This is a genomic window from Paraburkholderia sp. RAU6.4a, assembly GCF_050435625.1.
GTDB classification, from domain to species: Bacteria; Pseudomonadota; Gammaproteobacteria; order Burkholderiales; family Burkholderiaceae; genus Paraburkholderia; species Paraburkholderia tuberum.
The window spans coordinates 442,589-463,488 of record NZ_JBNDKQ010000003.1 but is presented as its reverse complement, the minus strand read 5'-3'; the positions used below and the strand labels follow the sequence as shown (position 1 = coordinate 463,488).

Below are 20,900 nucleotides of genomic sequence, written 5' to 3'. Positions count from 1 at the left end.
CTGGGGACATAGGGATGCGTCTTGGAGTCTGTTATTACCCGGAGCACTGGCCCGAGTCGATGTGGGACGACGACGCGCGCCGGATGAAAGCGCTCGGCATCGAGCAGGTGCGGATTGCGGAATTCGCCTGGAGCCGGATCGAGCCGACTCCCGGCGAATACGACTGGGGCTGGCTCGATCGCGCCGTCGACGTGCTCGGCGCGGCTGGCCTGAAGGTCGTCATGTGTACGCCGACCGCGACGCCGCCGAAGTGGCTGATCGATCGTCATCCGGAGATCCTGCCGGTCGGCGCCGATGGACGTCCGCGCGCGTTCGGCTCGCGGCGTCATTACGACTTCTCGTCGCCCGCGTATTTCGAGGCTTCGCGTCGTATTTGCACGGCGGTGGCCGAGCGTTACGGCAAGCATCCGGCGGTCGCTTTCTGGCAGACCGATAACGAATTTGGTTGTCATCACACGGTGGTCAGCTATTCGCCGGCCGCGGTCGCGCGCTTTCGCGAGTGGCTGAAGGCGCGTTATCGCACGATCCAGGCGTTGAACGAGACGTGGGGCACAGTGTTCTGGAGCATGGAGTACCGCGGCTTCGAAGAAATCGACGCGCCGGTCGGCACCGTGACCGAGGCGCATCCTTCGCATCGTCTCGACTACCGGCGCTTCGCATCCGACGAAGTGGCGCGCTACAACCGCATGCAGGTCGAGATCATTCGCGCGCATTCGCCGGGGCGGCCGGTCGCGCACAACTTCATGCAGCTCTTCACCGAGTTCGATCACTACAAGGTCGCGGCCGATCTCGACGTCGCAACGTGGGACAGCTATCCGCTCGGCGCGCTCGAAGAGCAGTGGTTCGCGCCGGACATCAAGGCGCGCTGGTTGCGCACTGGTCATCCGGACTTCGCGTCGTTCAATCACGACGTCTATCGCGGCATGTCGAAGCTGCCGTTCTGGGTGATGGAGCAGCAGCCGGGACCGGTGAACTGGGCGCAGTGGAATCCGGCGCCGCTGCCGGGCATGGTGCGGCTGTGGAGCTGGGAAGCGTTCGCCCACGGCGCGGGCTGCGTGTCGTATTTCCGCTGGCGTCAGGCGCCGTTCGCGCAGGAGCAGATGCACGCGGGTCTCAATACGCCCGATAACCGGCTCGACGTCGGCGGCAATGAAGCATCGCGGGTGGCGTCCGAAATTCACGCGGTGCTCGCCGCGAACGCCGATGCCAATGCGTCGATCCGCTCGAAAGTCGCGCTCGTCTACGACTATGAAGCGAAGTGGTTGTTCGAGATTCATCCGCAGGGCGCGGACTTTCACTATCCGCGGTTCGCGTTCGAGTACTACTCGGCTTTGCGCGCGCTTGGACTCGACGTCGATGTCGTGCCGGCCGATGCATCGTTCGATGGTTATAGCCTCGTCGTCGTGCCGCCGCTGCCGGTCGTGCCCGACGATTTCGCCGAACGTCTCGCACGCTCGGGCGCGCAGGTCGTGCTCGGTCCACGCACCGGCTCGAAGACGCGCGAGCTGCGGATTCCGGCGAATCTGCCGCCGGGCGCATTGACGTCGGTGCTGCCGCTGCGCGTGTGGCGCGTCGAATCGATGCGGCCGAACGTGACCGAAGCGGTGGTGCTCGAACAGCAGGGCGGTGCCGCCGAGGGCTTCGCGCGACACTGGCGCGATTTCATCGACAGCGATGCATCATCTTCATTCGACGTGCGCGCGCGTTTCGCGGACGATCATCCGGCGTACGTGCGAAGCGGCGCGTATCACTACTTCGCGAGCCTGTTCGACGACGCCTTGACCGTGCGCCTGTTCGCGCGCATCGCGCAGGAAGCGGGCCTCGAAACGCAGGCACTCGGCGACAGCGTGCGCATCAGCCGTCGCGGCGGAATGACGTATGTGTTCAACTATGGCGATAGCACCCACACGCTCGACGACATTTCCGACGACGCATTCGTGATCGGCTCCCGGGAGGTGGCGCCGCAAGGGGTAGCGGTCTACCGCTCGCAATAGAAGTCTGGCCTTGGCAATTCCACGCAGTCATTCGATATAGAAGCGACAACGACGTAAAAACCATGGAAAGAAGGAGACAGTCAGGATGAAACTGAAACCACGCAAGATTCTGTTGGCGCTCGCGCTGGCCGCGGTTGCCGCGGGGACCTCGGTCGTCAGCACCGCGCAGGCGGCCACGCTCGCGATGAACATCGCGTACAAGGGCGCGAGCCAGCGCGCGGTTTGGCAGCAGGTGGTCGACGAGTTCAAGAAGGCGCATCCCGGGATCGACGTGAAGGTATCGTTCATCGATGAGGAAGCCTACAAGGTTCAGTTGCCGGGTTGGCTTTCGACTGTCGCGCCCGATATCGTCAACTGGCACGACGGCGAGCGTATGGCGTATTACGCGCAGCGTGGCCTGTTCGAGGATCTGACCGGCGACTGGCAGAAGAACGGCTGGAACGACATGTATGCGTCGACGAAGGAAGCATCGTCGTACAAGGGCAAGCAGTATGCCGCGCCGACCGTGTACTACTCGTGGGGGATGTTCTATCGCAAGGACCTGTTCGAGAAGGCGGGCATCAAGGGCGAGCCGAAAACGTGGGACGAGTTTCTCGACGCCGCGAAAAAGCTGAAGGCCGCCGGCATTGCGCCGATCGCGGTGGCGGGCCGCGATGCCTGGACGCTCGCCGGCTGGTTCGATTATCTCGATCTGCGCCTGAACGGCAATGCGTTTCACCAGAAGCTGATGGCCGGCGAAATTCCGTACACCGATCCGCGCGTGAAGAAGGTCTATACGACGTGGAAGCAACTGATCGACGACGGCTACTTCATCAACAATTCACTGTCCTACGATCTCGACGCGGTGCAGCCGTTCCTGTTCCAGGGCAAGGCTGCCATGATGCTGATGGGGACGTTCATTGCGGCGGGTTTCCCGGACAACGTGAAGCCGCAAATGGGGTACTTCCAGTTCCCGATCATCGACTCCAAGGTGCCGACCGCCGAGGATGGACCGGTCGAATCGCTGCATATTCCGTCGAAAGCGAAGAACAAGTCCGATGCGCACACGTTCCTTGCGTTCGTCGAGACGCCTCAGATCGGTGCGCAACTCGCAAAGGGACTCGGCTCGTTGTCGGCGAACAGCAAATCGCCGGAGCCTGAAGATCCGATTTCGAAGATCGGCTTCCAGATCCTGTCGAATACGAAGGGTGGTATCGCGCAGTTCTACGATCGCGACATGACGAAGGAAATGGCCGACGAAGGGATGAAGGGGATGCAGCAGTTCGTCTCCGATCCGTCGAAACTGGACGACATCCTCGCGCAGCTCGAGCAGACGCGTCAGCGTATCTACAAGAAGTGAGCGGCGGCGGCCGCAAGGCCGCTGTCCGATGCATCGGATTGGATCGGGAGATTGATCGTGTCGCATTCCGTCAGCCGTCGTAGCGTCGACGGTCCTGTTGAACCCGGCGGCCCGGGCTTGCCGGCGTCGAGCGGTGCGCTGAGCGGCGCGTCGGTCGCGTCGCGCCGGCGCGGCCCGACGCCGACCGCGCGGCGGCAGCGGCGCGCCGCGTTCCTGTTTCTCGCGCCGGCCTGCTTCATGGTGGCCGTGTACGTGGTGTGGCCGATCCTCTCGACGATCCGTCTGAGCTTCTTCAACTGGGATGGGATGACCGAGCCGACCTTCGTCGGCCTCGCGAACTATATCGAGCTGGTCCATACGCCCACCTTCTATACGGCGCTCAAGAACAACCTGATCTGGCTCGTGCTGTTTTTGCTCGCACCGCCGATGGGCCTCGCCGTCGCGCTGTATCTGAATCAGGCGGTGGCGGGCATCCGCATCGTCAAGTCGCTGTTTTTCGCGCCATTCGTGTTGTCGGGGGTCGTGGTCGGACTGATCTTTTCATGGTTCTACGATCCGACCTTCGGCCTGCTCGCGATGATGCTCGGCCACGGCGTGCCGGTGCTCGGCGATCCGCGCTATGCGACGCTCGGCATCGTGTTCGCGGCGCTGTGGCCGCAAACCGCGTACTGCATGATTCTTTATCTGACCGGCTTGACCACGTTGAACGCCGAGCAGATCGAAGCTGCGCGAATGGAAGGCGCGCAGGGCTGGTCGATGCTCTGGCATGTCATCCTGCCGCAGTTGCGGCCCACGACGTTCATGGCGATCGTCGTGACGATCATCGGCGCGCTGCGCAGCTTCGATCTGATTTCGGTGATGACGGGCGGCGGTCCGTTCGAAAGCTCGACGGTGCTCGCCTATTTCATGTACGACCAGGCGATCAAGTACTACCGCATCGGCTATTCGGCGGCGATCGCGGTGGTGCTGTTCGGCATCATGCTCGTGTACATCGTCTATCACCTGCGGCGGATGCTGCGCGCCGAGCAATGAGGAGCCGCTGATGTTTCCGATTCCGATCGACAAATGGAAGCCGGCCACGCGCCGCGCATACAAACTGACGTTGCCGATTGCACTCGTGATCTGGCTGTTGCCGATGATCGCGGTGCTGGTCACGTCCGTGCGTTCGACCGAAGAACTGAGCGAGGGCAACTACTGGGGATGGCCGAAGCACTTCGCGATGTTCGATAACTATCGCGAGGCATTGACGACGTCGCCGATGCTGCATTACTTCTGGAATAGCGTGCTGATTACGGTTCCTTCCGTAGTGGGTTCGATCGCACTCGCGGCGATGGCGGGCTTTGCCTTGGCGATCTATCGCTTTCGCGGCAATTCGACGTTGTTCGCGACGTTCGTCGCGGGCAACTTCGTGCCGATCCAGGTGCTGATGATTCCGGTGCGGGATCTGTCGTTGCAACTCGGTCTGTTCAATACCGTGAGCGCGCTGATTCTGTTTCATGTGTCGTTCCAGACCGGCTTTTGCGCGCTGTTTCTGCGCAACTTCATCAAGCAGCTGCCATTCGAGCTGGTCGAGGCGGCGCGCATCGAAGGGGCGAACGAGTGGACCGTGTTCTTCAGGATCGTGCTGCCGCTGATTCGTCCCGCGCTCGCGGCGTTGGCGATCCTCGTGTTCACGTTCGTGTGGAACGACTATTTCTGGGCCTTGTGTCTGACGCAAGGCGATGACGCCGCGCCAATCACGGTCGGCGTGGCCGCGCTGAAAGGGCAGTGGACGACCGCGTGGAATCTCGTTTCGGCGGGATCGATTCTGGCGGCGCTGCCATCGGTCATGATGTTCTTTGCGATGCAGAAGCATTTCGTCGCGGGTCTGACGTTTGGCGCGACGAAGGGGTGATGCTGTTCACGCGTGGCGCTGCTGCGTAGAGAAGGGTTGCCCGCGGAAGCGGGCTTTTTTTCGGTGTGGCGAACCGCTGCTCGCACGCGGACTTCTCGATCAACGCTTTTCAGCTGACGCCGGGTTGACCCGCTGCATAACGGCATTCAACGCCGCGCGCGCACTATCGAGAGGCCGCTTGCCTTCGCCGACTTCGATCGCGAAGTCCAACTTCTGCTACCGGTATGGCTGCTACCCGTATCAACCATCGAACGAGGCCTTCCTGCCTGAAAACAGGAAGGAAGGCGCCTGCCGCTATCAGGCCGGATCAGCGTACTTCAGCGTCCACGTCAGCGTGCGGCTGGCGCCGCCCGTCAACGCGAACGGGTTGGTCGTACAGGCGAAGTACACCAGGTATCAGATGCGCGTGCCTATCCGTCGTGGCCACCCATTCGCCCGCTCGCCGCCCATCGGATAAGATACGGCCCGCCATGCATTTTTTAGAACGGAAGGAGTGGTTTCAATGATCGAACCGAGCAACGTTTTCAAGGAAAATCTCGCCAGAATGCCGGCGATCGACGGCATCGCACGCATCGATCTGGTCAATGGCAGCGGTACCGTGGTCGCTAGCATCGAGAACAAACCTGGCAAGCAGGGCTCGCTCGCGGTGTACAACTACCTGCGCGGCGCGTTCGGCACGCTCGACGCGAAGGCGGCCGAACACGGCCTCGCGCTGTTTGCCGAGCATACGGCCGACGCGCGCAACCGTCCGGGCGCGCATCCGAACGTCGATCACCTGTTGGCGATTGCCGCCGGCGGCGAGGCATTGCGCATCGACGTTGTTCCGGCAGCTTGAGGCCGCTCAAAGTCTTTTCCGCGCCGGCAAGGTAGACGTTTTCCTGCCGCTGCCGCGAATTCCAACGCCCCGGCGACGGGATTTGCGGCCCACCTGCGCTAATTGCTTGGTAAAAACCCTCGTTTTTCCCGAAGCCCCCGGATTGGCTTCAGATTCGGCTTCTGTTCGGTGAATTGAAACGCGGGGGGCGGCGCACACTGGGTTCGTCCCGTCGCGTATATCGCGCTTTTCCGTCAGGAGCCCCGGATGTCTTCCCGTCACAATAAACCCCACCGGTTCGACGCCGACCTGCCGGAACTCACCACCTCGGAACGGGATCAGCCGACGCCGGGTCCGGACGACCGCGCGATGCGCGAACTGCAACGCGGTTCCGAAGCCATCGTGCGTCTGGCCACGCAGGCACACGCGGCCGTCGCCCGGAGCGACGAAGCCGGCGCGCAAGCCGCGCGCCAATCGCTCGAAACGCAGCTGACGTTCACGACCGCCCTGATCGATGAGCTGCTGTTCGGTGCGCCCGAGCGGTCCACGCTGCATTGACAACCTACGCGGCAGCATCACCGTACTATCCCGAAGTACCGGAAACTGACATGAGCGCTTTGACCGTCATTCTTTGCATCTGGGCCATGGTCGCGTTTTGCGCGGTCCTGTTCATCCGCGGCGCGAGTCCGCGCGTCGAGCGTGAGGCGGAGCAGCCGCGTGCTCGTCCGTCGCGCTATTCGATCGCAGAGTAACGCGCACGACCAACGACGCGGAACCAACGGGGTAACATGAGGAGCGCCGGCGCCACTGCCGGCCGGCACCGACGATGTTCCCCACGGAGGTTCCCGTATGGACACACATTCGATTCTCGGCATGCTGCATGCCGAAGAGGCTTTGCTGGTCTCCATCGTGCGGTCGCTGCCCGACGATATCAAGCGCAGGATCGCCAACGACTTTCACGAGCAGGCGCAACTCGCCGAAAGCTCGCATCTGAATCCCACCACGAACCGCGAAACGAGCGACGCGTTCAAGGCCCATGTCCGACGGCTGTCGAACATGCTTGCTTCGTTGTCGTAACCCGGTCGACGTCCGCGCGGCCGAGTCGAATATTCCGGCTTGTTTTCTCGTCGGCGCAGCGCGATTGCGCCGACATGCCCGTGCGTGCCACCGCGCGCGGCGTAATCCGCTTTATCGGCCGTCAGGCCGGTTATGGCAACGTGGTCGTCATTCAGAACCCCGCACCGTTTTCTACGACGTTCGCGCATCTATCGCACTTCGCGAAAGGACTGCGCTCCGGCAGCCGCGTAATGCGCGATCAGGTGATCGGCTATGTCGGCAAGACCGGTTGGGCAACCGGACCGCATCTGCATTTCGAGGTCCACGTGAACGATGTGCCGCAGGATCCGCTCAAGGTCGACCTGCCGCAGAAGAGGTCGCTTGCCGGCGATGAATTACGGCAGTTCGAGTCGCGTGTCGCGCAATTGACCGCGCTGCTGTAAGCCGCTTGCCGTCTCAACTTTGCGACACGCCGGTCCGCATGATTCAGGCGCGCTTTCGTCGCATGACGTGTCGGCATGTTGACTGGTACGGGTCGCAAACCTTGGTCCGTCAATGCGCGTTCGGGTATTCCCGCGCGCGTGGAACGACGTGTACGAGCCAGCACGAAGGCGTCGGGGCATCCCCGCGGCGTCTCATTTCCGATGCATTGCGTGCGATCAGGCCCGCTTCGAACTGCCCCGGCAGGCATTTCTCCATACGTAGCAGGCCTTCATTCCAGCATGGCATAGCCATTGCAATGACGAATGCACAAGAACTACACATGTTGCAGCCGGAATTTCACGCAGTGAACAAATGCCGACGGCAGCAAAAGTCTCGCGATTCGCGCTCGGGGAGCTTGGCGCAACTTGCGAGGTGCGGCGGGGCCAATAGCAAACGGATGTCGACAAACAACGACGACGCGAGCGGACGATACGGCTGCATCTAACGTCCGCTCGCGATCGTGACGGCGTGAAGCGATGACCCCGCCATTTTTTTCCGTGCTTGCGGGTGAAGCTGAATTCGCGGCGGGCCCCCGCTAAAGGGCGCTTGCGTGCGGGCCGGCGGGCTGCGAAGATCATGCTAACGACCGCCGCATCAGGGAATTTCATGTTAGCGTCGAGCCCGTTTCCCGCATTGCTGCACCACGCGAGCCTATGGCTGCAAGCCTACGCGCTCGTGCTGGTCATGATGGGCGTCGGTGCGTTGCTCGAGCGTCGCTGGCCAGCCGCATTGCTGCAATCGCGCGCGGGGCAGCGTCTGAACATGGCGTATGCGGGCCTGTATCTGGCGTTGGCGGAAGCCACGAAGCCGCTGACGGCAGCCGCGAGCGTCGCGATCGTCAATGCACTCGGCGGCGGGATGGTGGTGCTGGTGTCGCGCGGGTGGGGCGCGCTAGCTTCGTTCGTGATCGTGCTGCTGACGATCGATTTCCTCGAATACGCGTTTCATCGCTTGCAGCACACATGGCCCATCCTGTGGAAGCTGCATTCGCTGCACCATAGCGCGGTGGATTTCAACGTGACGATCACGTTGCGGCATCATTGGATAGAAGTGCTGCTCAAGGGCTGCCTGCTTTATCCGCTCGTCGGCGTACTGTTCAAGGTCGAGCCGTGGATCGTCGGTGCAACCTCGATCGTGTTCATGTTCGGCAACTACTTCGCGCATCTGAATCTGCGCATGGACCTTGGCCGCTACGTCACGTGGGTCAACAATCCGCAGTATCACCGGCTGCATCACTCGATTCGCGCCGAGCATTTCAATCACAACTTCACGCAGCTATTGCCGATGTGGGATCACGTGTTCGGCACGCGTTGGGTGCCCGCGAAACACGAGTGGCCGGCCACCGGTCTCGACGATGGTACGCAGCCGAGCTCGCTGCTGGGCGCGTTCAGCTGGCCATTGGGTCAGCATGCGGCACGCGATGCGTTACCCGTTCGCAAGCCGCTTGCCGTGCTCGACAAGAAAGCGAAATAACGCTGGCTAGGCGGGTTGCGCGGCGCGCACCGCCTTGCCGCCCAGCAGCGACACGATCAGCGTGGCCATCACGAGCACGCCCAGCGCCGCGCGCAGGCCGAGCACGCCGGCACCGAAACCAATCAGCGGCGGCCCGACCAGAAAGCCCGCATAGCCGAACGTGGCCGCCATCGACACGCCGATCGCCGGCGTCGCGTTCGAGCGACCCGCCGCGCTGAAAATCACCGGAACGATATTCGCGAGACCGATGCCGACCATCGCGAAGCCGACGCACGCGGTCAGCACCGTCGGCAGGCTCAGCACGAGCGCGAGTCCGGCGAGCGCGATCAGACCGCCGAGCGCGACGACCTTGCTCGAACCGAAGCGCCGCACCGATGCGTCGCCGGCGATCCGGCAGGCCGCCATCGAAAACGCGAACGCGGAGTAGCCGATCGCGGCGACGCTCGCTTCCTGGTTCAACGTGGAGCGCAGGTACACCGCGCTCCAGTCGGCCACCGCGCCTTCGACGAGCATGCACATGAACGCGAGCAGCGCCAGTTTCATCACGCTGCTGTCGGGCCATGCGAAGCCGCTCGACGCGGCGGCCGCGCGCGGACCGATATCGCGCAACGCAAACGACGCGGCGAAAATGATCAGGGCCGCGATCAACAGATCGGGCGCGAACAGCCCGCCCACGACGCCGACGCCGCCTTTCTGCAACATCGCGCCGCTCGCCGCGCCAAGCAGGCCGCCCGCGCTCCACGCGGCATGAAACGACGACATGATCGGCGCGCGCCAGCGTGTTTCGATCGCGCTCGCATGTCCGTTCATCGACACGTCGAGCGCGCCGTTCGACGCGCCAAGCGCAAACAGCACCACGCACAACGTCAGCATGCCCGGCGCGAGCGCGGGCAACGGCAGCGCGATCGCGAATGCCGCGCCGAGCAGCGCGGTGGCGCGGCCGCTGCCGACGCGCGGCGCGAGCTGTCCCGCGAGCGGCATCGCAACGATGGCGCCGAGCGCGAAGCAGAACAGCGCGATGCCGAGCGAGGTGTCGCTGAGCGCCAGGCTTTCCTTGATGCGCGGCACCTCGACCGCCCATGCGCCGATGCCGAAACCGTTGGCGAGAAAGACGGCGAGCGTCGCGATGCGTTCCCTGACGAGTGAGTTCATGGGCGTGCCGCCATCACGTTATCGCAGACGGCCCGGAGGCTCGCGAGACGCGCGTCCGGCACGTCCGCTTCGACGAACAGATAATCGACGGCCGAAACAGGCGCTACCGCGAACGGCGCCGCTGTCATGAGCTTTTCCGAGGTCAGTGCGATGGCGATCTGGCTACTCGCTTTGACCATCGCGCGTTTCAGTTCGGCGTCCTCTGCGTCGAATACGGCGACGCCTTCGTCGGGGTCGAAGGCGCAGGCGCCGAGAAAACAGAGGTCCGCGCGGATCTGCTGGATCTGCAGCAGCGCGGTCGCGCCGAGCGAGCCCGCCGCGCCGCCGGCGATGCGGCCGCCGATCAGGATCACGTCGATACCGGGGCGGTTCAGCAGCCGCGCGCAGGCCTCGGGCGAATTCGTGACGATGGTCAGGCCGGCGTTGTCGGGCAGCGCCGACGCGATCGCGACGTTCGTCGTGCCCGCGTCGAGCAGCACGATCTGCTTCGGACGAACGATCGATACGGCCGCCGCGGCAAGGCGTGCCTTGCGATCGACGGCCTCATGCATGCGCAGCGCCGCGGGTTTGTCGGCGGGCGACATCAGTAGCGCACCGCCGTACACGCGCTTGCAGTGCCCCTGATCCGCGAGATCGCGCAGATGACGGCGCACGGTGTGCTCGGAGATCTGCAGCTCGGCGGCCAGCTCGGCCGCGAGCACGCGACCACGCGTGCGCAATCGCTCCAGAATCAGTGCTTCGCGCTGCTCGGGCAGTAGCCCGTTGATCGCATCTTCCCGGGTTCGCTGCATGGATCTCGTCTCCGTTTCGGCGTGAATCGATCATAATCGAGCAAAATATATCGTAAACGCTCGTGGGGCACAAGCGGTGCGCCCCGGCTCGTCCTGATCTCACGCGACGCCGTTCGGTTCCGGTCGTGAGTCACGGCCGAAAACCAGCCGGTCGAGCAGCCACACCGCGACGAGCGTTGCGCCCATCAGCGGGAAAACGACGCCGAGAAGCGCGAGGCCGGTTGTCCAGCCACGCATCGGCGGTGCGGCGCGCTCGCGCGACGGCGCGCCGAGCGAGCGTTGCGGCCGACGTTTCCACCACATCACGAAGCCGGTCACAGCGAGCGCGCCAAGGCCGAGCGAAATGGCCGCGCACAGTATCTGATTCGCGACGCCGAAGTAGCGACCCATATGCAGCGAGGTGCCGTACGACACGGCCTTCGCGATCGCGCCGTAATCGCCGTAGCGAATGTCCTTCAGGATCGCGCCGCTGTATTGGTCGACGTACAGCGTGCGTTCGTCTTTGGGATTCGCGGGGAAATAGGAGAGCGTGTAGACGCCGGCTGCGGAGTTCGGCAGCACGATGCGGTAGCCGTCCGCGATACCGAGCGACGCGGCGAGCGCGACGATATGCCCGAGCGACAGAGGCTGCGCCGCGTCGGTGGCCGCGGAAGAGGGCACGCTTGCGTTGCCCGCGGCCCACGGCGTCAGCGGCAACGGCAGGTCGTCCATGACCATGCCGGGCATCGAACCCATGTCGGCGCGCGTGGCATGCGCGAGCGTGGCGCTCGCGTGGCCCGGGTGGTCCGAGGGCGTTCCCGGCACGATGGAGCGCAACGGCAAACCGCCCCACGCGCCCGGCGGAGCGCCAAGCTTCGTCGCGGTCGCGAACGCCTTGAACTGTTTGCCCCACGAGCCGGTCCACGGCAGCCCCGTCAATACGAACGCAAGTGCGCCAAGCGCGAGCCAGATGCCGATCACCGCGTGAAGACTTTTCCATAGCGGACGTCCTTTCAGCGCCAGGCGCGGCAGCAGCACCGCGCGCGCGGTGGTTTTGCCGCGCGGCCACCATAGTGCGACGCCGGTGCCAATCATCACGAGCGTCCAGCATGCGGCCAGTTCCATCAGCAGTTCGCCGGGCTTGCCGAGCAGCAGCTTGCGATGAAGCATGCGATCCACCTGCATCAAGCGATGCTCGACGCTCAGCGTGCCCAGCACCTCGCCGCTATACGGATTCAGATAGATGCTCTGCTGCGTGCCGTCCGCGAGACGAAATACGAATTCGGCGCTGCGTTGCGGATCGCGCGTGATCACGGCGGTCGTCGCGATCGAGCCGGGCGGCATCGCCGCGCGCGCTTTCGCGAGCAGTGCGTTGTCGGCCAGCCTCCGGACGGCCTGCGGTGCGACGACCAGTTGCTGTCGATAAAGCAGCGGCTCGATCTGCGGCTGGAAGCAATACAGCGTGCCGGTGATGGCGAGCACGAGTAGAAAAGGCATCACGAAGAGGCCCGCATAAAAGTGCCAGCGCCACAGGGTTCGATAGCCTGGATGTGTCGGGCCGCTCGTGGCGGCGGTTGTACCGTTCTGCGCGCGCACGCGTTCGGCGGTTCGAGTCGTGGACATGAAATCCTCGTCGGGCAAATGGGTCGATGGTTCGTGTGCGACAAGCGGTTTGCCGCGTCTTGCATCAGGCTTAGATATGCAGCTTCGCTTCGACATAAAACGTGCGGCCCGGATACGGGTGGTAGACGAAGTAGCGCGCGTCGAACAGGTTGTCGACGCCGATGCCGAGTTCGCTGAGCTTCGTCGGCTTGAACGTGAACTTCGCGTCGACAACCGTGTAGGTGCTGGTGCCGCCGAACACGTTGGGGTTCGTGTCGGTATTCGTCAGCGTGTTGTACTGACGACCCGAGTAACGCGCAGCGAGCGTCAGCGCCGCGCGCGCGTCGAAGTGATACGTCGCGGCAAGATTCGCGCGCCACAGCGGAATGCGGTAGAAGTACTTGCCGACCGAGGCCGGATTCCGTGCGTTCTCGAGGATCTTCGACTGCGTGTACGCGACGCTCGCGAGCAGATCGAGCCCGCGCACGAACACGTCCTCGCCCGAATAGCTTGCTTCGACGCCGCGCGAGCGAACCTTGCCGATGTTCTGGAAGTTCGTCACGTTCGGAATCACGGTGGTGTCGGTCTGACTGAAGATCGTGTTCTTCACGTCGTCCTGAAACAGCGAGAAGCGGAACACGCCATTCCAATGCGCCCATTCGGCGCTCAGCTCTTTCGACAGATCGTCTTCGGGCTGCAAATATGGATTGTTGTTGACGATCGCGGAGCCGTTGATTTGCCCCTGGAACAGTTCGCTCGCGGTCGGAAAGCGATACGCGCGAGCGATCGACGCGCGCAAAGTCAGCTCGTCGCTGACATCGAACGATAGCGACGCCTTCGGCGAAAGGTGGCGCTGGCTGGCATCGCTGTACGCGATCGTCGTGCCGGGCAGCGACTGTGCGCCATCGTAGGCTTGCCAGTCTTCATAGCGCGCGCCGTAGACGAGCTTCCAGCGCGGCAGAAAGCGCCACGCGTCCTGCGCATAAAGAGCTTGCGTCTGCGTCTTGCCGGTGAACGCGTTGGCGAACGAGGTCGCGTCGCCGTCGCGCCAGTTCAGCGTGTTGTAGGTCTGGTTGTCGACGAAGTAGTTGTCGTAGTGGTAGCCGACGCTCAGTGCGTGATTGGCCAGTCCTGGCTGGTTCGTCGCGGGCGTATAGGTGCCGCGCAGGTCCAGCGTCTTCCAGCCGGTGCCGTCGTTGAACAGCACGGTGCCGGGGCCATTGCCCGGGCCGCCGGCATTCGCGGTGCGTGCGACGCCATTGCCGATGTCGTAATACGAGGCGATCGCCTCGCCGTTCCAGCCGGTCGCGTTGCGCGTTTTCAGCGACACGCCGTAGAGCCAGTTCTCGCTGTGCCCGACACCCGGCGCAAACGCGGCCGCCGGAATCGTGTAGTGGTAACCGTTGATCGATACGTTGCCGCTGTACACAGGGTTGCCGGCCGCGTCGCGCAGGAACGTCGATGTTTCGCTGTTGTACGTCTGGTGCCAGTAGCCGAGCGTGAAGCCGCCCTGCAGCGTCGGCGTGAAGTCGTACTGCATCTTCAGCTTGAACTGGTCCTGCACCGTGTGCTCGATGCCTTCGCCGTTCACACCGAGCACGGCCGTCGGCGCATTGGTCTGGTTGTTGTAGAAATAGGCGCCGGTGACGGGCGTGTCGCCGGCCTTGGCGGGCGTGGTCGATTTAGCGAGTGTTGCGAATTGCAGCGGCTGACTCGTGTTCTCGAGATGATTGACGCCGAGCCGGTACGAGAACTTGCCGATGCTATCGCCGATCGACGCGCTCGCTTCGCTGCCGTTGAAGCTCTGGTTCACGCCGAACAGGCTGAAGTGCTGCGTGAATGCCTTCACGTCGGCGTTGGCCTCGAACTGCTTTGGCATGCGCGTGCTGATCAGCACGGTCGCGCCGAGCGAATTGCCCGGATACAGCGCGGAAAACGGCCCGTAGATTACGTCGACCTGCTGGATTTCGTCGGGATACACCATCGACCAGCGCGGCGGAAACGAATAGCTATTGCCAAGCAGGTTGCTCAGCAGCAAGCCGTCCGCATAGACGAGGCCGCGCGCGCTCTGCGTATTGCTGGTGCCGCGCACCGCGATGATCGAATTCAGATCGCCGGTAAAGCGCTTGCGTACCGCCAGGTTCGGCATGTACTTGAGCACGTCCTCGGTGTTGACGACGTTCCAGTTCGCGAACTGATCGCGCGTCACGGTTTCGACGGAGGCCGGCAGGTTCGGGTCGACGGCGCGCGGTGCGGCGCTCGCGCTTGCGCTTGCACTGACGCTGACGGCGGGCAGCGTCGCGTCGGTGTTTGCGTCGGCGGCATGCGTGGGTGTTGCGACGAAAGCCGGCACGAAGGCAGGCATGAGCGCGGGCCATAGAACGGAACGACGAACCACGCGATGAGCGGAAAAGACAGCGTCACGACGGACGCAATAAGAGAGCCTTCGCAGCGCGAAGTTGAACATGAGCGTTTCCTCGATGCATTGAACAGGCGATCGCAGGCCTCGTCGATGTGGGCGACGAAGGCGCGATCAGAACCGGTAGCGATCAGGAAACGGCAGGTGGGGCGCGCGGACGTCCCGACGGGAAGGCGCCAAGCGGGGTGAAGCGGGTGGACAGCGTGGGCGGCGCAGTGCCGGCCAGCGGCAGCGCGGCCGGCGGCTCGACGGCGGCGAGCGTCGGCATCGCGACGTGATGTTCGAGCAGATGACAGTAGCCGCAGGCGCCGAAGGCATCGTCGTGGCTCAGATGCACGGGCGCGGGGCTGGTTTGAGCGACGACGCTCGCATCGCTCACATTGCTTGCACCAGCCGGATGAAGCGCCGAACATAGCGCGGCAATCGGCTCGTGGGCGCGGCCCGATTCGAGCAACTGACTCACGAGCGGCGCGAACACGACGAGCCACATGGCGACGAGGCCAAGCCATGCGGTCAGGTGGTTGCGCGAGTGTCGAGTCATGATCGTCGAAGAAAAGACGGGCGCGATTCTAGCATCACCGCGCGATCCTTTCATTCGCAATGACGGGCATAACGGCGGATTCGACGGTGAAAAAGCGCTTATTTCGGGGCGCCGAGGCCGAGGCGACAACCAGCGAGCCGTGGCGCTATGTTCGGCCGGGCAGTTCGTCGACGCGTTGCCCCTCGTCGCGCCGCAGCTCGAAGATTCCGCCTTGCCGAACGATCAGCGGGCCGAAGCGTTCAATATTGCCGGTGCGTGTTCGTTCGCGCTGGGTCAGTGGGCGAGCTCGGTCGAGCGCGTGCGGCAGGCGTGCGTCGAGCGATTCGGCGGCGCGCTATGACGCTTCTGTGAGCTGCATGTGATACAGGCCCCACGGCGACAATTCGAAGCGGTCCTTCAGTGGCTTGGCCGCGAGTTCGGGAATCTGATCGGCGTCGTAGATCGCCCATAACGGCCCCACGCCGCCGAGCGCCAGCGGCTTGCCGTCCATTTGTGTCGCGACGATGAAGTGATACTCGCGCACCTTGTCGAGCGTCGTCAACACCGCGTAGCCATCGACCGCGTGCATGACGATTTGCGTGCTGCCCGCGTCGGGCGCGCCGACGTTTGCGAGCACGTCGGTGAGCAGCGGGCCGCTAAACGTATGCATGTGCGCATCGTATTCGATCGTCGGATGGATCGTCACGGTCTTCATGCGGGCGAGCCACGGCAGATCGACGCCGTACGCTTGCGAAAACTTCACCTGGTGCTTCGCCAGCAGTTGATCGAAAGCGGGATTGAGCGCGCCGCGATTGCTGTGCTTGATCGCGCCGGAGATCGTCAGGACGACCGGAGACGGCCCGCATTCGGCGTGCTCGCGCTTCGCGCCAAATGCGGGCGCGACCGCCGCGCCCAGTGCCGCGGCGCTGGTCAGGAACTGGCGTTTGTTCATTACGTTTTCTCCGGGTGTCGTCGAGGCGCCGCGTGGTGAGGTGCGCGCTCTTCTATTGTCGGAGAATTGTCGCCGCACGTGATACGGCGATGCTTCATTAACGCGTCATTCGCTATGCTATTTCCGCTTGCGGTTCGTGCCGGAGCCGGCACGGTTCCATGCGCGGCGGTCCAATGCGGTGCGCGTCTTCGCAGGTTTATGACGAAGTCCTTTTCCAATGCCCATGGACGCACGAACCAGGCGCAACGCAAGAAGCCTCCACTCTTTGTCGCCCTAATCAATGGAAGTGCTCAGTTCGCGCCGATACTGACGGTGCGCGTCACATCGACGACCGACAGCCGGATCGCGTCGATCAATGCGCGCGCGGCCGGTGACGGCGTGCCCGCCGCGCGCATCGTCAGGCCGATCTCGCGCCGCGTGTTGTGCAGCGGTACATCGAGCACCACCAATTGCCCGGACTGAATCTCGTGATGCAGCTGCTGCGCCGACAAGGCCGCCGCCATGTCGGTACCGAGCAGCAGGCCGCGAATCACCGCGAGGTCGGCGGTTTCGACGGTCGGCAGAGGCGGCTTCACCTTCATCCGCTTGAATTGCGTTTCGAACAGCGCACGCGCCGGCGCGTTGCTGCGCGGCAGAATCCACTGCGCGTCGCGCAGACCCATGATGGTCAGATCGTGCGCGTGAGTCAGCGGATGACCGCGGCGCACCAGCACCACCATGTCTTCCGACATCAGCCGCTCGTTTTTCAGGCCGCTCGTCGCGTCGTTGTCGCGCAGCGCGCCGAGAATGAAATCGATGTCGCCCGCTCGCAGACCGGCCACGAGCGTCTCGTATGCGCTTTCGTCGGTGACCACGCGCACGCCCGGATTCTCCGAGGTCATTCGCGCGATCGCCTTCGGCAGGATCAGCGTGCGCCCGAGCGGCAACGCGCCGACTGTCACCGAGCCCTGAATCTTGCCGTGCAATGCGGCGATATCGTCGGGGACGTGGCGCAGTTCGTTCAGCGCGCGGCGCACGTGAAGCAGGAACGTCTCGCCCTCGGCCGTCAGCAGAATGCCGCGCGGGCTGCGGTGAAACAGACTCAGTCCCGAGCCGCTTTCGAGTACCCGGATCGCGGTGCTCACCGCGGGCTGGCTGATGCCGAAGGTTTTTGCCGCGCTCGGCATATGCCGATGCCGCGCGAGCGCCGCGAATAGTTGCAACCGCCGCGTGTTGAGCAGATACGCGGGCAATGCGCCTTCCGCGACGGGCCGGCGGCGCGTCTGTCGCGCGGCGCACCATCGGGCGAGTTCTTCGAGTTCAGCGAAGATCCGCTCGCAGCGATGCAGCACCGCGCGGCCGACCGGAGTGGGCAGCATGCCCGAAGGACCGCGATCGAACAGCGCTTCGCCGAGCGCCGACTCGAGCTCCTGCACGGAGCGCGTGACCGCCGACTGCGCGCGAAACAACGCGGCCGCCGCGCGCGTCGCGCTTCCCATATCGGCGACGAGCCGGAATGCGCGCAGTTGCGCGAGATTGAGCAGGTCCTTGCTGACCGACAGCGGCGCTTTGGCGCTCGCCTGGCTGGTGGCGGCGGAAAGCGTGTCGTTGCTCATGCCGCGCCCGCGATCAGATGCAACGACGGCAGCGACAGATTCAGACTTTCCTTCGAGATCTGCGTGTGCTCCTTCATCAACGCATCGACGCGCGCGCCTTCGCCTTTTTTCAGCGCGTCGACGATCGCGTGATGCTGGCGATGCGCGTACGTCAGCATCATGAATTGACGCTCGCGCGCGGATTCGTCGAACGCGATCGTGAACGGCGACACGAACGGCACCTTGTCGTTCAGACTGAGCGCGGCCGTGACCGCCTGGTTCTGCGCCGCTTCGACGATCAGCGCATGAAAGCGGCCGTTCATCTGCGCGTAGCGCACGTCGTCGCCTGGCTGCAGATGCTTTTGCTCGAAGATCGCGTCGCCTTCACGCAGGCAGTCGTCGAGCGCGGCGGCGAGCGCGGGGCTCACGCCGTTTTCGGCGACCGAGCGCGCGGCGAGTCCCTCGAGCACGCCGCGCACGTCGATCGCGTCGAGCACGTCGCGCACGCTGAAGCGGCGCACGACGTAACCGCGCGAGCCCGAACGATCGAGCAGGCCTTCCGACGACAGCACGCTCAACGCATAACGCAGCGGCGTGCGCGACACGCCGAGCCATTGCGCAAGCTGCGCTTCGACGAGCCGCTGCCCGGGCGACAGTTCGCCCGACAGGATCTTCTCGCGTAAGGTCTGCACAATCGCTTGCTGGGTGGTCTCGTTCATCGTTTCGTCGCTCGTCGGAAGCAGCGCAGTATAGCCACGCGTGCAGCACCGCTCCAAGCCTTGGAAATGTGCGTTGCGAGTTGTTTTCCGGGCCATCTGTTTTATTTATCGCGTGCCGAGATGCCAAGGCGTCGCGGAAGGCTTGCCTCACCGGCTTGGGATACCGAGGGAGCCCTGCGCGGCGTGGGTCGGGGTGCGCTTCATCCGCGCTTTGGCCGCGCAAATGCCGGGTTTTTACTCGTCAACCCGGCGCTGCCTGAGGTATACCCGTGCTTCCCGTATCGCGGCACAATTTCTATCTTTGTATCCCAAGACGGTCATGGTGACTAGCGCGGTAAACCTGGCGACCTATCCGATTGGCAGCAGCACGAAGTGACGGAAGAGAACGAAGATGGCAAGAATCATTGGTGGTATCGGCACGTCCCATGTACCCACGATCGGGTTGGCGTACGACAAGGGCAAGCAGAACGAACCGGCATGGGCGCCGATGTTCAAGGGTTATGAACCGGTGGCGCAGTGGCTGGCCGAGCAGAAGCCCGACGTGATGGTGATGTTCTACAACGACCACGCGAACAGCTTCTTCTTCGACTGCTATCCCACGTTCGCGCTCGGCGTGTCGCCCAACCACGAGTTCGCCGATGAAGGCGCCGGCAAGCGTCCGCTGCCCGACATCGCCGGTCATCCGGATCTCGCGATCCATATCGTCGAACAACTGGTCGCCGACGAATTCGATCTGACCGTCTTCCAGGACCGCCCGCTCGATCACGGCGTCAATTCGCCGCTGTCGCTGATGCTGCCGCATCAGGGCGGCTGGCCGCTGTCGCTGGTGCCGCTCGAAGTGAACGTGCTGCAGTATCCGCTGCCCACCGCGAATCGCTGCTACCGGCTCGGCCAGGCGCTGCGTCGCGCGATCGAATCGTTCGAGCAGGATCTGAAGGTCGTGGTGGTCGGCACGGGCGGGCTGTCGCACCAGGTGCATGGCGAACGCAGCGGCTTCAACAACACCGAATGGGACATGGAATTCCTCGACCTGATCGTCAGCGATCCGGAGCGTCTTGCCGCGATGAAGCACGTCGATTACGTGCGCCTCGGCGGCGCGGAAAGCGTCGAGACGATCATGTGGCTCGCGATGCGCGGCGCGCTGGGTCAGAAGGTCCGCGAACTGCATCGCAGCTACTACCTGGCGACCAGCACCGCGATGGCCGTGACGATCTACGAAGAAGAGGTGGCGTAATGAATCCGCAACTGGTTGGCGTCGAAGAACTGACCGGCACGTATCCGTTCGATATCCGCCAGAGCATGAAGGCGATGCGCCTGAACCGCTTTTTCTGGCAGATGCGCGAAGCGTCGGCGCGCGCGCTGTGGCTCGAAAACCGCACCGCCTCATACGATGCGGCCGGCCTGACGCCGGAAGAACGCAGGCTGGTCGACAACACCGACTGGATCGGTCTGATCCGTTATGGGGTGTCTTTCTTCGTGCTCGAGAAGTTCGCGCGTGTGGTGAAGATCACCAATCTCGGCGTGTACGCGAGCATGCGCGGCGAAACGCTCGAAGCGTTTCTGAAGACTCGTCAGGTACCCGACGCCGTTTAAAGGCCGCGCATCAAGGCGCGCATCAAGGCAGCGCTGTCCGCCGGGCAATCCGATTTGAGGTTCCGATGTGTAGTTCAAGCCACCTGGCTTACTTCGACCCGGCCGTGATTATCGGCGGGTTCATGTCGCATATCTTCTTTGCTGTGCCGTTGGCGTTGACCGTCAAGCGGTTGAAAGGTAAAGGGCTTTGGCTATACGTCGAAAACGGCCGCACGCTCGCGTCTGTCGTGATCGACGGGGATAACGACACGGGTGTCGCTCATTTGCGCTGGTTCATCGTCGACGATTCTTTGCGCGGCGCCGGGATTGGACGGCAATTGCTGTCGCATGCCATGCGTTTCGTCGACGAGCGGTTCGACGAAACCTATCTATGGACGTTCAAGGGGCTCGACGCGGCGCGTCATCTGTACGAGTCATTCGGCTTTCGGCTAAGTGAAGAATCGGAAGGCACGCAATGGGGAACACGCGTGGTCGAGCAGCGTTTCAACCGGCTTTGCGCAAGGGAAGGCGATAACGGTACTGCGTGATCGGCGCGGCAGCGAACTC

21 protein-coding genes and 2 pseudogenes are annotated in these 20,900 nt (G+C 63.6%); 15 read left to right on the top strand and 8 right to left on the bottom strand.

The window, feature by feature from the left end; all coding sequences use genetic code 11:
* Window positions 1–14 precede the first annotated feature (14 nt).
* The 11 genes and pseudogenes from OKW40_RS26610 to OKW40_RS26560 form a co-directional block, all read left to right on the top strand.
* Window positions 15–1,994, top strand: a complete 1,980-nt coding sequence (locus tag OKW40_RS26610) for a beta-galactosidase (protein ID WP_429492508.1) — start codon at window positions 15–17, stop codon at window positions 1,992–1,994.
* A gap of 85 nt (window positions 1,995–2,079) precedes the next feature.
* Window positions 2,080–3,333, top strand: coding sequence for an ABC transporter substrate-binding protein (locus OKW40_RS26605; RefSeq protein WP_184025475.1), 1,254 nt, complete (start codon window positions 2,080–2,082; stop codon window positions 3,331–3,333).
* 57 nt (window positions 3,334–3,390) lie between these two features.
* A complete protein-coding gene (locus tag OKW40_RS26600; protein WP_184064375.1) occupies window positions 3,391–4,365 on the top strand; it encodes a carbohydrate ABC transporter permease in 975 nt (324 codons plus the stop codon).
* A 10-nt stretch (window positions 4,366–4,375) separates the two neighbouring features.
* Complete coding sequence (locus OKW40_RS26595) at window positions 4,376–5,227, top strand: carbohydrate ABC transporter permease (RefSeq protein WP_018423397.1); 852 nt, start codon at window positions 4,376–4,378, stop codon at window positions 5,225–5,227.
* 178 nt (window positions 5,228–5,405) lie between these two features.
* Window positions 5,406–5,684, top strand: coding sequence for a hypothetical protein (locus OKW40_RS26590; protein WP_429494013.1), 279 nt, complete (start codon window positions 5,406–5,408; stop codon window positions 5,682–5,684).
* Between the two features lie 45 nt (window positions 5,685–5,729).
* Window positions 5,730–6,062: a DUF2322 family protein gene (locus OKW40_RS26585; protein WP_184064378.1), complete on the top strand. Its 333-nt coding sequence runs from the start codon at window positions 5,730–5,732 to the stop codon at window positions 6,060–6,062.
* Between the two features lie 246 nt (window positions 6,063–6,308).
* A complete protein-coding gene (locus tag OKW40_RS26580) occupies window positions 6,309–6,599 on the top strand; it encodes a hypothetical protein (RefSeq protein ID WP_429353281.1) in 291 nt (96 codons plus the stop codon).
* 50 nt (window positions 6,600–6,649) lie between these two features.
* The gene (locus OKW40_RS26575; protein WP_167368704.1) at window positions 6,650–6,793 is read left to right on the top strand and encodes a hypothetical protein; all 144 of its coding nucleotides are present in this window, start codon (window positions 6,650–6,652) and stop codon (window positions 6,791–6,793) included.
* 97 nt (window positions 6,794–6,890) lie between these two features.
* Window positions 6,891–7,118: a hypothetical protein gene (locus tag OKW40_RS26570; protein WP_013092139.1), complete on the top strand. Its 228-nt coding sequence runs from the start codon at window positions 6,891–6,893 to the stop codon at window positions 7,116–7,118.
* 74 nt (window positions 7,119–7,192) lie between these two features.
* A complete protein-coding gene (locus OKW40_RS26565) occupies window positions 7,193–7,540 on the top strand; it encodes a M23 family metallopeptidase (RefSeq protein ID WP_429492505.1) in 348 nt (115 codons plus the stop codon).
* Window positions 7,541–8,156: 616 nt separating this feature from the next.
* Window positions 8,157–8,876, top strand: a pseudogene (locus tag OKW40_RS26560) (sterol desaturase family protein); the annotation flags it as partial.
* Window positions 8,877–9,059: 183 nt separating this feature from the next.
* Here OKW40_RS26560 and OKW40_RS26555 read toward each other — a convergent pair.
* The 5 genes from OKW40_RS26555 to OKW40_RS26535 all read right to left on the bottom strand — a co-directional run bounded on the left by OKW40_RS26555 (window position 9,060) and on the right by OKW40_RS26535 (window position 15,537).
* On the bottom strand, window positions 9,060–10,205 hold the full coding sequence (locus OKW40_RS26555) for an MFS transporter (RefSeq protein ID WP_429492503.1): 1,146 nt from the start codon (window positions 10,203–10,205) through the stop codon (window positions 9,060–9,062).
* Complete coding sequence (locus tag OKW40_RS26550; RefSeq protein ID WP_429492501.1) at window positions 10,202–10,996, bottom strand: DeoR/GlpR family DNA-binding transcription regulator; 795 nt, start codon at window positions 10,994–10,996, stop codon at window positions 10,202–10,204. The genes OKW40_RS26555 and OKW40_RS26550 overlap by 4 nt, the downstream gene beginning before the upstream one ends.
* Before the next feature lie 99 nt (window positions 10,997–11,095).
* Window positions 11,096–12,598 carry a PepSY-associated TM helix domain-containing protein gene (locus OKW40_RS26545; protein ID WP_429492499.1) on the bottom strand — a complete coding sequence of 501 codons (1,503 nt, stop codon included), beginning with the start codon at window positions 12,596–12,598 and terminating at the stop codon, window positions 11,096–11,098.
* Between the two features lie 70 nt (window positions 12,599–12,668).
* On the bottom strand, window positions 12,669–14,942 hold the full coding sequence (locus tag OKW40_RS26540; RefSeq protein WP_429492497.1) for a TonB-dependent receptor: 2,274 nt from the start codon (window positions 14,940–14,942) through the stop codon (window positions 12,669–12,671).
* Window positions 14,943–15,126: 184 nt separating this feature from the next.
* Window positions 15,127–15,537 carry a DUF2946 domain-containing protein gene (locus tag OKW40_RS26535; RefSeq protein WP_018423374.1) on the bottom strand — a complete coding sequence of 137 codons (411 nt, stop codon included), beginning with the start codon at window positions 15,535–15,537 and terminating at the stop codon, window positions 15,127–15,129.
* Between the two features lie 139 nt (window positions 15,538–15,676).
* Between OKW40_RS26535 and OKW40_RS26530 the strand changes: the two genes are divergently transcribed.
* The gene (locus OKW40_RS26530; RefSeq protein WP_184064755.1) at window positions 15,677–15,877 is read left to right on the top strand and encodes a hypothetical protein; all 201 of its coding nucleotides are present in this window, start codon (window positions 15,677–15,679) and stop codon (window positions 15,875–15,877) included.
* Here OKW40_RS26530 and OKW40_RS26525 read toward each other — a convergent pair.
* The 3 genes from OKW40_RS26525 to OKW40_RS26515 form a co-directional block, all read right to left on the bottom strand.
* Window positions 15,872–16,468, bottom strand: a complete 597-nt coding sequence (locus tag OKW40_RS26525) for a molybdopterin-dependent oxidoreductase (protein ID WP_429492495.1) — start codon at window positions 16,466–16,468, stop codon at window positions 15,872–15,874. The genes OKW40_RS26530 and OKW40_RS26525 overlap by 6 nt on opposite strands.
* A 290-nt stretch (window positions 16,469–16,758) precedes the next feature.
* The gene (locus OKW40_RS26520; protein WP_429492494.1) at window positions 16,759–18,063 is read right to left on the bottom strand and encodes a LysR family transcriptional regulator; all 1,305 of its coding nucleotides are present in this window, start codon (window positions 18,061–18,063) and stop codon (window positions 16,759–16,761) included.
* A complete protein-coding gene (locus tag OKW40_RS26515; RefSeq protein ID WP_429492492.1) occupies window positions 18,060–18,761 on the bottom strand; it encodes a GntR family transcriptional regulator in 702 nt (233 codons plus the stop codon). The genes OKW40_RS26520 and OKW40_RS26515 overlap by 4 nt, the downstream gene beginning before the upstream one ends.
* 391 nt (window positions 18,762–19,152) lie before the next feature.
* Between OKW40_RS26515 and OKW40_RS26510 the strand changes: the two genes are divergently transcribed.
* The 3 genes and pseudogenes from OKW40_RS26510 to OKW40_RS26500 form a co-directional block, all read left to right on the top strand.
* Complete coding sequence (locus tag OKW40_RS26510) at window positions 19,153–19,995, top strand: gallate dioxygenase (protein WP_184054301.1); 843 nt, start codon at window positions 19,153–19,155, stop codon at window positions 19,993–19,995.
* A complete protein-coding gene (locus OKW40_RS26505) occupies window positions 19,995–20,354 on the top strand; it encodes a protocatechuate 3,4-dioxygenase (protein WP_429492490.1) in 360 nt (119 codons plus the stop codon). Before OKW40_RS26510 ends, OKW40_RS26505 begins: the two co-directional genes overlap by 1 nt.
* Before the next feature lie 173 nt (window positions 20,355–20,527).
* A pseudogene (locus OKW40_RS26500) lies at window positions 20,528–20,881 on the top strand (GNAT family N-acetyltransferase); the annotation flags it as partial.
* Window positions 20,882–20,900: the final 19 nt, after the last annotated feature.

Excerpts from the sequence above, each read along its gene's own strand:
- OKW40_RS26610 (WP_429492508.1), top strand. The coding sequence starts at position 15 with ATGCGTCTTGGAGTCTGTTATTACCCGGAGCACTGGCCCGAGTCGATG.
- OKW40_RS26605 (WP_184025475.1), top strand. The coding sequence starts at position 2,080 with ATGAAACTGAAACCACGCAAGATTCTGTTGGCGCTCGCGCTGGCCGCG.
- OKW40_RS26595 (WP_018423397.1), top strand. The coding sequence starts at position 4,376 with ATGTTTCCGATTCCGATCGACAAATGGAAGCCGGCCACGCGCCGCGCA.
- OKW40_RS26585 (WP_184064378.1), top strand. The coding sequence starts at position 5,730 with ATGATCGAACCGAGCAACGTTTTCAAGGAAAATCTCGCCAGAATGCCG.
- OKW40_RS26580 (WP_429353281.1), top strand. The coding sequence starts at position 6,309 with ATGTCTTCCCGTCACAATAAACCCCACCGGTTCGACGCCGACCTGCCG.
- OKW40_RS26575 (WP_167368704.1), top strand. The coding sequence starts at position 6,650 with ATGAGCGCTTTGACCGTCATTCTTTGCATCTGGGCCATGGTCGCGTTT.
- OKW40_RS26570 (WP_013092139.1), top strand. The coding sequence starts at position 6,891 with ATGGACACACATTCGATTCTCGGCATGCTGCATGCCGAAGAGGCTTTG.
- OKW40_RS26565 (WP_429492505.1), top strand. The coding sequence starts at position 7,193 with ATGCCCGTGCGTGCCACCGCGCGCGGCGTAATCCGCTTTATCGGCCGT.
- OKW40_RS26555 (WP_429492503.1), bottom strand. The coding sequence starts at position 10,205 with ATGAACTCACTCGTCAGGGAACGCATCGCGACGCTCGCCGTCTTTCTC.
- OKW40_RS26550 (WP_429492501.1), bottom strand. The coding sequence starts at position 10,996 with ATGCAGCGAACCCGGGAAGATGCGATCAACGGGCTACTGCCCGAGCAG.
- OKW40_RS26545 (WP_429492499.1), bottom strand. The coding sequence starts at position 12,598 with ATGTCCACGACTCGAACCGCCGAACGCGTGCGCGCGCAGAACGGTACA.
- OKW40_RS26540 (WP_429492497.1), bottom strand. The coding sequence starts at position 14,942 with ATGCCTGCCTTCGTGCCGGCTTTCGTCGCAACACCCACGCATGCCGCC.
- OKW40_RS26535 (WP_018423374.1), bottom strand. The coding sequence starts at position 15,537 with ATGACTCGACACTCGCGCAACCACCTGACCGCATGGCTTGGCCTCGTC.
- OKW40_RS26525 (WP_429492495.1), bottom strand. The coding sequence starts at position 16,468 with ATGAACAAACGCCAGTTCCTGACCAGCGCCGCGGCACTGGGCGCGGCG.
- OKW40_RS26520 (WP_429492494.1), bottom strand. The coding sequence starts at position 18,063 with ATGAGCAACGACACGCTTTCCGCCGCCACCAGCCAGGCGAGCGCCAAA.
- OKW40_RS26515 (WP_429492492.1), bottom strand. The coding sequence starts at position 18,761 with ATGAACGAGACCACCCAGCAAGCGATTGTGCAGACCTTACGCGAGAAG.
- OKW40_RS26510 (WP_184054301.1), top strand. The coding sequence starts at position 19,153 with ATGGCAAGAATCATTGGTGGTATCGGCACGTCCCATGTACCCACGATC.
- OKW40_RS26505 (WP_429492490.1), top strand. The coding sequence starts at position 19,995 with ATGAATCCGCAACTGGTTGGCGTCGAAGAACTGACCGGCACGTATCCG.